Origin of the sequence: Kitasatospora sp. NPDC089509 (assembly GCF_044749365.1) — a bacterium.
GTDB lineage: Bacteria > Actinomycetota > Actinomycetes > Streptomycetales > Streptomycetaceae > Kitasatospora.
The window spans coordinates 86794-97569 of sequence record NZ_JBIVHS010000011.1 but is presented as its reverse complement, the minus strand read 5'-3'; the positions used below and the strand labels follow the sequence as shown (position 1 = coordinate 97569).

Genomic DNA, 10776 nt, shown 5'->3' with positions numbered 1-10776 from the left:
CCGGCGCGGGTCGCCCTCTATCACACCCCTTGGTTGTTTTTATATCCTGTGGGTGTGTTTTCGTTTGTTTCCTCCCAACCACATGTGGGGGGGGGGGGGGGGGCCCCCCCCCCCCCCCCCCCACCACCCACCCGGCCTCACACCACGCAGTCGGTCAAGTGCCCGACACTTCCTCAGGCCGGCCGCTTCGGCCGCTCGATGGCCTTCCCCTCCACGAACAGGTCGACCCGCTCGTTGTAGAAGGCGACCAGGCCGGCGATCGGCTGGACCTCACGGGTGGGGAAGTCGTAGTACCAGGCGAGGTCGGGGTGCAGCCGCCGGCCGATCCTGGCCGACCAGTAGCCGCTGGTGGTGCCCTTGTAGGGGCAGGAGGTGACGGTGTCGCTGGGCTCCAGCTTCGACAGGTCGCAGTCGGTGGGGTTGAGGTAGTAGCGGGTCGGTAGCCCGGTCTCGAAGAGCAGCACGGGGGAGGCGGACTCGGCCAGTACCACGCCGTCGCGTTCCACCCGCACGGTGCGGGTGGAGCGAAGTGCGTCCACCCGGACGTACGGGTTGCGCGGGTGCACGAAGACCTGCTCGTCCTCCTCGTACCAGGAATCCAGTGCGGCCCAGTCGAACCGGACGGTGTCGGTCAGGCCCGGGACCGGCGACTCGGCCAGTACCCGGGCCGCCTTGGGCCGTACCGCCCCGCCCGCCCGGAGCCCGAACCACCGCACCGTGCCGCGGCTGGTCTCCTCCGGGCCGGCCTCCTCGTCCGGTACCAGCAGCTCCGCCCGGACGTCGTCCAACGGGACGTAGAACTGCGGGTAGAACGGCTTCTCCCAGACGTACCGTGCCTGCACCGTGTCGAGGACCGTCTCGCCGCCCAGGACCGCGCGGACCCGTCGGGGCACCGCCTCGACGTGGTTGACCGGCACCCGTACCGGTGGCAGATTCAGCTGATCACCCATCAGGGTCTCGCCTCCTCGGCGGCGGCCACGGCCCGGACGGCCCTGGGCCCCGGTCGACAGTCAACCACGCCACGGCAGTCGTGCGCCGCCTCGAAGTCGAACAGGGCCGGTGCGCTGGTGTGGAGGATCTTCTCGACGTCCTGGCCGGACGGGCCGGATTCCTTGGTCATCCGGGCGACCGGTCCGGGGCCGCGGTAGACGAGGTTGTACAGGCCCTCGGTGCTCTGGGCGGGGTCCCCGTAGTACTGCATGGTGAGTTCGGTGCCGCCGCCCGGCAGCCAGGAGTGGCCGCTGCAGCCCGGGCCGCCGTGGTAAGAGGGGGCGTCGTGGATCCAGATCTCCCGGTCGCCCAGCCGGATCCACCAGTCCCATCCGGGGCCGTCCTCGGCACCTCGCCGTGCCGGTGGTCCGCGAAGGCCCGGAGCAGCACCGCGTCCCAATCGCGCGCGGGCAGCGGGCCGGGCCCACTCGAACCCGAACTCCAAGGCTCCGGGTCAGGATGACGGTGTGTCCACGAAGCGTGCGCCCGGCCCGGGGGTGCGGTGGACGTCCTCCGGGGCGAGATGGTCGTGTCCCGCGGCGCACTCCAGGACGACCCTGACCGGCGCGTCGCACGTGCTCGCGCCGTCGTCGGGCCGGTGCCGGACGATGACCGACGGCCCCTGGGGGTCGGCGAGGTACCTGTCCCCCCACTCCAGCAGCGCGAGGAGCGTCGGCCGCAGCGCGTGGCCCTGCTCGGTGAGCTGGTAGGCGAAGCGCTGCCGGTCTCCGGGCTCCTGGTAGGGCACGCGGCGCAGCACCCCGGCCGTCACCAGGGTGTCGAGCCGGCTCGCCAGGAGGTTCTTGGCGATCCCGAGGCGGGAGTGGAACTCCCCGAACCGGCTGGCCCCGTCCAGTGCCTCCCGGACGATCAGCAGTGACCAGCGCTCTCCCACCACCGAGAGGGCACGTGCCACCGAGCAGTTCACCGGATCGATCCGCCGCGTCTCCATGGCACCAGCATACCGATCTGGGTTTACGAACTGCACTCAGCTGCGCTAGCCTCCGGTCTAAGTTTAAAAACTAAACTCAAAAGGAGTACGGCCGTGCCCATGCTCGACGTGTACATCCCCGACGGCGCCCTCCAGCCCGAGGCCGAGGCGGCGCTGATGAACCGGATCACCGAGATCCTGATCAGCAACGAGGGGTTCGACCCCGCCGACCCGGCGGTCCGGTCCGTCTCCTGGCTGTTCCTGCACCGGCCGGCCGCCGTGTACGTCGGTGGCGAGTCCGCGGACGCGCCCCGCTACAAGGTCGTGCCCTCCGTGCCCGAGGGGCAGCTCGACGGGCGGAAGCGCGCGGGCGTCATCGCCGAGGTCGCCGAGGCGATCCTGGACGCCGAGAACGGCGCCTGGCCACGTGACCCCGGCCGCGTCTGGGTCTTCCCCACGGACATTCCCGAGGGCCACTGGGGCGGTTGGGGGCAGATCAGGCCCCTCGCGACCATCCTCGCCCGGATCCTCGGCGACACCGGACGCGCCCGCACGCTGGCGCGCGAGCGGATCGCCGCCAGCCGTACCGAGCGCACCCTCCTGCCCTGACCCGGGTCCCGGCTGGATGTCCCGCGACGTCCAGCCGGTCCGGGCACCGTCACCGCTGAGCCGCCGCGTCCGTGCGGGCGCGGCACCGGTGCGTGTCGCTTCAGGTGGCGCTGAACACCGTTGCGCCGCAAGCGACTTGACGGCTCCATTTCGGCAGCCTGTCAGCGTTCTGCCGGTGGGTTGCCGGTCGCCCGGCGCACGATGGTGCGCATGACCGAACTTCTCGCAGCATCCGACGACACCCCTCCCCTCACGGCCCTGGACGACGGATCCGGCCCCAGCCTGCTGGTGGTCCACCCCGGTGGCGGGGACGCCACGGCCTGGGACGGCGTCATCCGCCACCTGACCGACGACTTCCGCGTCGTCAGGATCAACCGGCGGATCTACACTCCCGACGCGGAGATCGCCCTGCCCCACTCGATGGCCGTCGAGGCGGCCGACATCCTCCGCGTCGCCCGGCTCCTCGACCCGCCTGTGCTCCTGGTGGGGCACTCCTCGGGCGCCGTTGCCGCGCTGGAGGCGGCGCTGCTCGACCCGTCGGCCTTCGCCGGGCTCTTCCTCTACGAACCGCCCATGCCCACCCGGGAGTTGATCGCCGGGGAGGCGGCCGCACGGGCCCGTGCCGCGCTGCTCGGGGGCGACCGGGTCGAGGCGCTGCGGATCCACCTGCGCGACATCGTCCGGATGCCCGTGGGCACCGTCGACGCTCTGCTCGCCGACCAGAGCCTGCGAACGGCCCTGGTCGCGCACGCGACGGCGCAGATCGCGGACGACGAGGCGATCGACCTGCTCGGCACCGGCATCGACCGCTTCGCGGACCTCGCAGTCCCCACGACCCTGGTCGAGGGCGAGCTCAGCCCCGCCCACCTGCGCGAGCGCCTGCACGACCTGGCGGAGACCCTGCCGGACGCGCGGACCGTCACGTTCGCCGGCCAGGGGCACGTCGCCCACCTCGCGGCTCCCGTCATGCTGGCCGACGCCATCCGGGAGGCGGCGGAACACGTCCTCGGCGACCACGGGCCGAAGTGATCACCTGACGGTGGCCGTCCGCGGGGCGGTGGTCACGCGGCGGTGGTCACGCGGTGGCGATCACATGACCCGGCGAAAGCGCCTCGAAGAACCTCGCCTTCAGCACCTCGAAATCCACGATCCCCACAACTCCCTGAACTCCAGGGCGTTGCGGGATCGGTAGAAGCCGCCACATGGCCGAACGGGGCGTCATGCCGTCCGGGGTCAGCCGCAGAACGACGTCCTCACCGCGGCGGCGACGGCGGCGGCCTGGTCGTCCGTCATAGCGATTGTCGCTCTACAGGGAACCGACGAATTGCATGTCACCGACGGCGAATGGAGAAAGGCCAACGGCGGGCCTTTCGAGGAGGGTCGAATGACGACGCAGCTGAAACTCAAGAACCGGTACACCCTGCCCCGCACCCGCACCAGGAGCGCCTGAATTGTCGACCGACGGCTGGAAGAACTTCGGGCGTTACGGAGCCGACCGCGGCAACGTCCACGGCTCGGTCGCGCTGGGGCGGTCGCTGGAGGATGCCGTGGAACGCATGATCGTCGAAGGGGGCATCAAGTCCCCACCCACCGCCCGCCGCGGCCTCCCTGCATCGGCGCTTGACCCGAGTCCTTCACTTCGCTGACGCTAGGACCCGTCTCACAGAAGTTCGGCCGCTGCCTCAGCCGTCGAACGGCTCCAGGCTGTCACTGAGCACGGAGGCCGCATCGTCGCTCTGGGCCTGGTAGACGGTCACGATCGAGGCAACAGCGTCGACTTCGAGCGGCCCGGTGATCCTCAGCCAGACCAGTTCGGGCAGGTCATCGGAGCGGTCGAGTCGGCCGACCGCCTCGGCAGGCCAGGGCAACGGCAGCTTCGGAAGGTGGACGAGGGAGATCCCATCGATGAAGGAGACGCCCGGTCCTGGCTCCCACGGGCGAACCGAGTGGAGGTTTGACAGCGAGACCACCACATCGGGCTTCTGCGGCCCATCGCGCAGCCACACGTCCAGGGTGTGGTCCTTGCGGTCCTCGTTGGACTCGTCCAACGTGATGCGCTCGATGAAGTAGCTGATGCAGGACTCCAACGTCCGCGCCGCATTCGTGCATCGGTTCTTGAGGGCGTCGGGTGCACCACGTTCGTCAACCACGGCACGAGACTACGGTGACCGGAGCGGTCCATGAGAGCGACTTCGCTGAGACGGGTCGGTGGTGCACACAACTCCGTACGCGCTGGAGCACCCAGATCAGTACGCGGACATTGGCGACCGGCTGGCTTGCTCGGTATCCCGTGGACGGTCTGCCCGGTCGGGGTGGATGATCCGGTCATGCCGACTGAAGAAGAGCTCGATTCCATGGAGGTGCGCATCGCGGCCGCATCCACGGGTCCGTGGGTTCCCGCGCTGGAGACTCGCGGTGCGACCGGCGGGGCGAGCTGCATCCAGATCGCCCCAGCCACTGCCGTGGAGGACGATGAGATCCATCTCAGCCGGTTCATCAACGGAGAGCAGGTCCAGGTCAGTCCGGACCTGCAACTGGATGCCGATCTCGATTTCATCGCTTCCGCGCGACAGGACATGCCCCGTCTGATCGCTGAGGTGCGGCGACTGCGCGTTCTGCTGAAGGGGGACAGTGACCGCCGACATGCTGCTTGCGTGGCGCTCCGCGAGTTGGGGCGAAGCCAGGACTACCGTGACCGGGCGGCTGCCGGTCACGGCCTGGCGGGTTTCGCCGACATGCAGGAGGCCCATGGGCCGCTGCTGGAGCTCGTGCTCGACCCGGGTGACACCTTCGTCACCCGGGTGACCGCGGAAGCCGTGCTTCGGCGAAAGGACAGGGTCGGGCTGACGATCGTCGCCTCCGCCTTGGCAGTTGCCAACCCGAATCACGGCGACTGGATCCACACTGCAATCGTCGACGTGTTCGGCATCTTCGCCGAGGACCGGGACAACGCGATGCAGCTGTGCGAGGAGATATTGCGGGACACTGACGACCGCGTTGCCCTGGGGGCCCGTCAGCTACACGACATCCTGGCCGATATCGACCCCGTTCTTCGCCCCGCGTAGCGCGGATCAGCCTGCCTGAGCTCCAACCTGGGCTTCCAGGATCGGCGCGTCGCCGACCTCGAAGCCCAGATCATCGAAGGAGATCGAACTACGACCTGACCTCGGAGCTGGTAGCGCTCACAGCAACCCCGCCCCCGGGCTTGGCGGCGAGAAATCCACTACCTCGGACCGCCACCGTCCATGCTGACCGCTCGTCACTGGCCGGCACCATCAAACGCCAGCCGCCCGCGAACAGGACCCGAAGAACCCCCTGATCGGAGACGCTGACCTCGGCAACGGCCTGACGCAACAGCTCAGTCGCCTTGCCGAGGTTCGTCTGGGGCCACGCCGAGAGCCCGTATGCCCGCTCGTCCGCCACGAGCTCCGCCCACGCGCACAGCATGATCTCGTTGGACCCCATGCGGAGCCGCAGCCGGTTGTCGATGACGAGTTCTCCCACGCCCAGCCCGCGGAACGCAGGCACTCGCCAGCCATCCTCCGCTCGCACTATGCCCTCACTCATGGCGACACCGTATCGATCAACCCGCCACGGTCACACGCGGAGGGCGCTGAGACGGGCGCGTGCAGGCGCTGAACAGAACCCGATGGCCGGCTGACCCATCCCATTGATCAGAGGGCGATCGGCCGGTATGCCAGCAGCTCATCGACGATCTGCTCTGCGGTGGCGTCCCGGAGTTCGGCCCGGGGATGGAAGATCAGATCGCTGACCCGGGGATGCGGCGCGTTGGCTTCGAGAAGTCGCAGGTAGTAGTCGGTCTCCGGGCAGCCGGTCCGGATCCTGTGGACCATCTCAACGAGCTCGTTCCGGGTGATCTCCGCAACCCGGGGACGAGCCGGCCGGGCGGCCTCCGTCGCAAACTCGACAAGGCTCCGGCTGGCGTCATACTCGGCGAAGTCGAGAGCCACATAGTCGTGGCCCATCCTTGCGTTGAAGGCCCTGATCGCCTCGTCCGCGCTCGCCGACCGGGACGTCACCAGGTCAGCGATCCGCTCGATCTCACAACAGAGCGTGTCCAGCCGCTGCTGGCTCACGGACGGGGGCGTCAGTTCGGCTCTCAGGTCCACGCTTCGAATTATGTCGTCGGGCTCCGACACACCGACACGGTCGACGGCTCCTCGATGAAAGCACCCGAACGAACGACAATAAGACGCTGTTGTCTTTCCGGGCGTGAGGGCTGTGCTTCCGCTGTTCAGGCATAGGGTCGGCGGTCTCGGGGAGCGGTGACGTGTCGAGTCGTCGTCGCTCTGGTGGAGGTCGGGGATGCCGTCGGTCGTGGGGCTTCTGGAACAGCGCGCTCGCTGCTCGCCGTCGTGTGGACGAGTTGCGGGAGGAGGCCGACCGTATCCAGGCCGAGCTGGCCGTGGCCGAGCGGGAGTGGAACGAGTGGGTCATCGCCCGCTCGCGCGTCGGGGAGGTGCTGGCGCCGGAGGACAGCGATGCCGTCGGACCCGAGGTCTCCCAGGGTCTGCGGGATGTCGGTGAACAGCCGGTGCGGCACGAGCTCCAGGAGGCGGTGAAGCCGAAATCGGTGGTGCCGATGTGGCGCGCGGGGCTGGCCTGGTCGGTTGACTACCAGCGCATCCTGCAGGCTCTCGCGGACCGGAACCGGCTCGGTCAAGTTCCGCTGACGTGCCAGGAGATGGCCGTAGCCTTCGGCTTGAACCCGGTGCCGGGGAAGGTGGAGGCGCTGCCGTCGAATGCGAGGCGGCTGGTTGCCCGAGGCTGGCTGGCCGAATCTGCACCGGGTCGGTTCACGCTTACGAAGGGCGTGGCCGGGCAAGGCGGCGGGTCATGAACAGGGTTATGGACCAGTAGATCACGCCTCGGCGCTGCTGGTGGATCGCTCGAAGTCGCGGACCAGGCGGCGACTTCGCATCAGGTGGGCGAGGAACCGCTCGACGATCCACCGCTTGGGCAGTACGACGAAGCCGCGCATGTCGTCGCTGCGTGACGATGGCGAGGACGAGAGCGAGGGCGGTGAGGCAGTGCTCGACGAGGCTTCCGGTGTAGCCGCCGTCGGCCCAGATCAGGGCCAGCAGGTGGTGCGCGTCGGCGACCTGGGCCAGGAGGACCTGGGCGGCGGTGCGGTCGCCGACATCCGCGGCGGTGACCACCACCGCCAGTAGCAGGCCGAGGGTGTCGACCACGACGTGGCGCTTGCGGCCATTGATCAGCTTGCCGCCGTCGAAGCCGCGGCTGTCGGATCCGACGACGGCGTCTGCCTTGACCGACTGGGGGGGTCGATCACGCCCGCGCTCGGCTCCGGATCCCGCCCGGCGTTCTCGCGGACCTTGCCGCGCAGCCGGTCATGGAACTCCCGGACCAGACCCAGGCCGCGCCAACAGCGGAAGAATGCGTAGACCCGGTCCCACGGAGGGACGTCGGCCGGCATCGCGCGCCACTTCGTGCCGTTGTCGACCAGGTAGTGGATTGCGTCCAGCATCGCGGTGGCAGTACGCCTCCGGCTGCCCGCCCTTGCAGCCATCCCGGCACCGGCAGCAGCGGCCTCACCGCCACCCACTCGGCGTCCGACACGTCCGTCGGATAGCGGGGCTTGCGCACCCCGTGGTCACCGGCGTTCCCGAGTTGGTGGGCCAGGCAGTCACACGCGGGAGTGACCGAGGTGGACTCCACCTCCGCCATGCCGTAGAACTGCGTCAACAAGGCTTCCCGGACAGCTTGTTGGCGTAGACACCCTTTTGAGCTACCAAGAGGCCCTGTTCTCATGCACGGCAGCCGCCGCAGTCACCCGATCGAGACTCCCGTTCGACCGACAGCCCTCAAGATCGGAACAGCGGCTTTCAAGGCGTAGGCATAATCCAGGGGAAGCTCAACTCCCGTGCCGGCGTGTAGCCGGGCCATGTCCTGTCGGTCCTTGTCCGTGGCTTCGTAGCCGAGGTGGCACCGCACCTGCGTTGCCGCGTCGACACACAGGACCTGGCGCCCGCCGATGGTCCCGGTTACCGGCGCTGGGTAGCGGAACCGTTCACCGCCTGGAAGAAACTGCTGCCCGCCCTCACGGGAGGAGCCGACGATGGGGTGCAGGTCGATCTCCCGGCCTGCACTGTCCGCGACAGCCAGCGCACTGGGAAGCCAGTCCCGCAGGACCTTCGTGAACCCAGCCTCGACCAGCGCGTCCCGCACTACGTCGAGCTGGTGAAACAGAACAACCAGGTCGAGATCCGAATGGATTCGGGTCGTCTCCCCGAGAAGGGCATCCACACCCCAGCCGCCGTCCACCCAGGCTGCAGCCCCTGCGCCCTTGAGCAGGTCCAACACTTCGAGTACATCCGATTCATTCCGCACCAGGGCACTCTGGCAGCGCAGACGGTCCGTCGCCACCGAGATTCCCGACGGTTCGGGGCGGTTGGCCACCGGCTACTGCCCGGTTCCAACCAGCGCGTGTCCCGGCTCACCCGTCCGATCAACAAGCCCCGTGATCGGTACAGCGACGGCTTCTGAGGCCAGCGCCCCGTTCCAGCGCTCCACGTCTTGCCGGGCGCGCAAACGGGCCCCACGGGTCCACCGACAGGTCTGGCACAGGCCGGGTGTCCCGTCGTAGCAGGAGCAGTTGGAGCATTCGGTGCACGGCCTGCACGGATGAACAGCGGGCTCGGCAACACCGCCCGATCCGGCCAGAGCCGCATCGGCCCGCTCACGGCGCAGCAGCTCCTGGAGCTGGGACTCCGCGAGCTCGCCCCAGCAACGGTGGCTGTCGACGCACCCCTTGATGCCGCAGCCGTGCGGGTCGGTGCGGCGCACGACCTGCTCGCCGAGTTCACCGAGGAGCCTGCGCGCACCGGCGGTGTCCAACTCGCCAGCCAGAGACCGGTCCAGGACCTCGAGGACGGCAGGTACCTCGATGAACGCACCCCGGCCTGGCACGTGCTCGCGTTCCATCGGCCAGTTCTCGGCGACACCGCCGTAGAGCAGCCGGACGTTGCGGATCGGCTGGTCCCCGAGTTTCAGGTCTGCCCGCACATCGACGCCCGCTCAGCCCGGGCAGGTGCGTGCTGCCTGGGCGGTGCTGTTGTACACGGCCAGGCCGGTGGGGCTGGCCAGTTCGCCCGGCTATCCCGCGTGCCAGCACCCATTGGTGATCGCGTGCCTGGCCCTTCCTCCGGGTCGTCCCATCCCGCGGACAGGCGGTGAACGACGCGGGACCGCCCTCAGGGTGTGCTGCGCCCGATCACATCGAGGAGTAGACGAAATGGCCTGCACTATGTGGTGCAGGCCATCGCCCACATGTACGACCTTGCCCGGAGCGTACTCACCAGCAGGCCAACACGGATCGACCCACCCGTACTCGGCCTTCTGTACAAGCTTTGGAGCGAGACCGACGACTGCCATTAGGCTGGCTACGACATAGCCACGGCCACACTCGCAAGCGCGATGATGGAAATCATCTTGGCATGGGTGAACCACTTTCGTTCGCCCATGCCATTGGCGTTAGCGAGGAATACGATACCTGCGACACCCCAAAACGGGATAATAGTCCAGTCGGTGCTGAATGGCCGGTCGAGGAGAAAGGCTAGAGAAGCGTAGCACAATTCGTAGATAGCGGCCGCCACAATGGGATCATGCGAGGGTTCACCCGACTTGCCAGGCGTAATTTCAGGTCGAGTGCTCATGGAAGATCTCCGTCGGGTTTTGGAGCTATTACTTCAATCCGTCGAAGCAGGCTCTCTTTATAGAAGAGATGCCGAACAGGGCGGTCCCCCCGTTTCCGAGTGCGGCCAGGGCGCCATTGACCGATTCCACGCCTGCGAGGGTTGGGACGAGCGGGCAATCGACTCGTTACAGGGTGCTTGCCCCTCCGAGGATCCCCGCCGCGAGGGGAAGGCAGAGGGTAGCGAGACGACGCGCCTCCCTCGAAGCCGTACTGCCCGCCGCCAGGATCCTGGGGTGCGCCATGACGGCCACGAAGCAGGCGAAGATTCCCGCTACCGGGATGAGGGATCCCAGATTGTCCGTCCGACCTCGGGCGAGCAGCAGCACTGTCGCGGGTGCCCCGAAGAGGATGGCCCCCTTCAGGGCTTGTGCTGCCGCGAGGTCGGGCCAGGCCGAACGCCCTGCTCGTGCGTCGCGCCAGGCCAGGAACTGAAGGATCACCGCAGCGACCAGGCCCGGGAACGCGGCAATCACCAGCACCTTGTAGGCGGTGTTCATCGCGTCTCCCG

The 10776-nt window shown here is 68.4% G+C and carries 17 protein-coding genes; 5 read left to right on the top strand and 12 right to left on the bottom strand.

Features of this window, described 5'->3' with window-relative positions; all coding sequences use genetic code 11:
- Positions 1-173: 173 nt before the first annotated feature.
- The 3 genes from ACIP4P_RS23445 to ACIP4P_RS23435 form a co-directional block, all read right to left on the bottom strand.
- Positions 174-950, bottom strand: coding sequence for a DUF427 domain-containing protein (locus ACIP4P_RS23445; RefSeq protein ID WP_400921300.1), 777 nt, complete (start codon positions 948-950; stop codon positions 174-176).
- A complete protein-coding gene (locus ACIP4P_RS23440; RefSeq protein ID WP_400921298.1) occupies positions 950-1201 on the bottom strand; it encodes a hypothetical protein in 252 nt (83 codons plus the stop codon). Before ACIP4P_RS23440 ends, ACIP4P_RS23445 begins: the two co-directional genes overlap by 1 nt.
- Before the next feature lie 243 nt (positions 1202-1444).
- Entirely contained in the window at positions 1445-1942 is a 498-nt protein-coding gene (locus ACIP4P_RS23435) for a winged helix-turn-helix transcriptional regulator (RefSeq protein WP_400921296.1), read from the bottom strand.
- A gap of 93 nt (positions 1943-2035) precedes the next feature.
- Between ACIP4P_RS23435 and ACIP4P_RS23430 the strand changes: the two genes are divergently transcribed.
- The 3 genes from ACIP4P_RS23430 to ACIP4P_RS23420 all read left to right on the top strand — a co-directional run bounded on the left by ACIP4P_RS23430 (position 2036) and on the right by ACIP4P_RS23420 (position 4176).
- Positions 2036-2530, top strand: coding sequence for a hypothetical protein (locus ACIP4P_RS23430; RefSeq protein ID WP_400921294.1), 495 nt, complete (start codon positions 2036-2038; stop codon positions 2528-2530).
- Positions 2531-2740: 210 nt separating this feature from the next.
- Positions 2741-3559 carry an alpha/beta fold hydrolase gene (locus tag ACIP4P_RS23425; RefSeq protein ID WP_400921292.1) on the top strand — a complete coding sequence of 273 codons (819 nt, stop codon included), beginning with the start codon at positions 2741-2743 and terminating at the stop codon, positions 3557-3559.
- A 422-nt stretch (positions 3560-3981) separates the two neighbouring features.
- Positions 3982-4176, top strand: coding sequence for a hypothetical protein (locus tag ACIP4P_RS23420; RefSeq protein WP_400921290.1), 195 nt, complete (start codon positions 3982-3984; stop codon positions 4174-4176).
- A gap of 36 nt (positions 4177-4212) precedes the next feature.
- Here the strand turns inward: ACIP4P_RS23420 and ACIP4P_RS23415 are convergent, their stop codons facing one another.
- A complete protein-coding gene (locus ACIP4P_RS23415; RefSeq protein WP_400921288.1) occupies positions 4213-4680 on the bottom strand; it encodes a hypothetical protein in 468 nt (155 codons plus the stop codon).
- A gap of 177 nt (positions 4681-4857) precedes the next feature.
- Here ACIP4P_RS23415 and ACIP4P_RS23410 point away from each other — a divergent pair, with 177 nt between their 5' ends.
- Positions 4858-5595, top strand: a complete 738-nt coding sequence (locus ACIP4P_RS23410) for a hypothetical protein (RefSeq protein WP_400921286.1) — start codon at positions 4858-4860, stop codon at positions 5593-5595.
- Between the two features lie 88 nt (positions 5596-5683).
- On the opposite strand, the gene ACIP4P_RS23405 is transcribed toward ACIP4P_RS23410, so the two are convergent.
- Positions 5684-6097 (bottom strand): DUF6188 family protein, encoded by a 414-nt coding sequence (locus tag ACIP4P_RS23405; RefSeq protein ID WP_400921284.1) that lies wholly within the window; start codon positions 6095-6097, stop codon positions 5684-5686.
- Between the two features lie 107 nt (positions 6098-6204).
- Positions 6205-6660 (bottom strand): hypothetical protein, encoded by a 456-nt coding sequence (locus ACIP4P_RS23400; protein ID WP_400921282.1) that lies wholly within the window; start codon positions 6658-6660, stop codon positions 6205-6207.
- Positions 6661-6908: 248 nt separating this feature from the next.
- On the opposite strand from ACIP4P_RS23400, the gene ACIP4P_RS23395 reads away from it, so the two are divergent.
- Positions 6909-7391 (top strand): hypothetical protein, encoded by a 483-nt coding sequence (locus tag ACIP4P_RS23395; protein ID WP_400921280.1) that lies wholly within the window; start codon positions 6909-6911, stop codon positions 7389-7391.
- Here ACIP4P_RS23395 and ACIP4P_RS23390 read toward each other — a convergent pair.
- From ACIP4P_RS23390 to ACIP4P_RS23365, 6 genes are all read right to left on the bottom strand, one after another.
- Positions 7354-7743, bottom strand: coding sequence for a transposase (locus ACIP4P_RS23390; protein WP_400921279.1), 390 nt, complete (start codon positions 7741-7743; stop codon positions 7354-7356). The genes ACIP4P_RS23395 and ACIP4P_RS23390 overlap by 38 nt on opposite strands.
- A gap of 23 nt (positions 7744-7766) precedes the next feature.
- Positions 7767-8039, bottom strand: coding sequence for a transposase (locus tag ACIP4P_RS23385; RefSeq protein WP_400921277.1), 273 nt, complete (start codon positions 8037-8039; stop codon positions 7767-7769).
- 302 nt (positions 8040-8341) lie between these two features.
- Positions 8342-8875 (bottom strand): nucleotidyltransferase domain-containing protein, encoded by a 534-nt coding sequence (locus ACIP4P_RS23380; protein ID WP_400921552.1) that lies wholly within the window; start codon positions 8873-8875, stop codon positions 8342-8344.
- Between the two features lie 99 nt (positions 8876-8974).
- On the bottom strand, positions 8975-9577 hold the full coding sequence (locus ACIP4P_RS23375; protein WP_400921275.1) for a hypothetical protein: 603 nt from the start codon (positions 9575-9577) through the stop codon (positions 8975-8977).
- A gap of 377 nt (positions 9578-9954) precedes the next feature.
- Positions 9955-10227 carry a hypothetical protein gene (locus ACIP4P_RS23370; protein WP_400921272.1) on the bottom strand — a complete coding sequence of 91 codons (273 nt, stop codon included), beginning with the start codon at positions 10225-10227 and terminating at the stop codon, positions 9955-9957.
- A gap of 166 nt (positions 10228-10393) precedes the next feature.
- Positions 10394-10765, bottom strand: a complete 372-nt coding sequence (locus ACIP4P_RS23365) for a hypothetical protein (RefSeq protein ID WP_400921270.1) — start codon at positions 10763-10765, stop codon at positions 10394-10396.
- Positions 10766-10776: the final 11 nt, after the last annotated feature.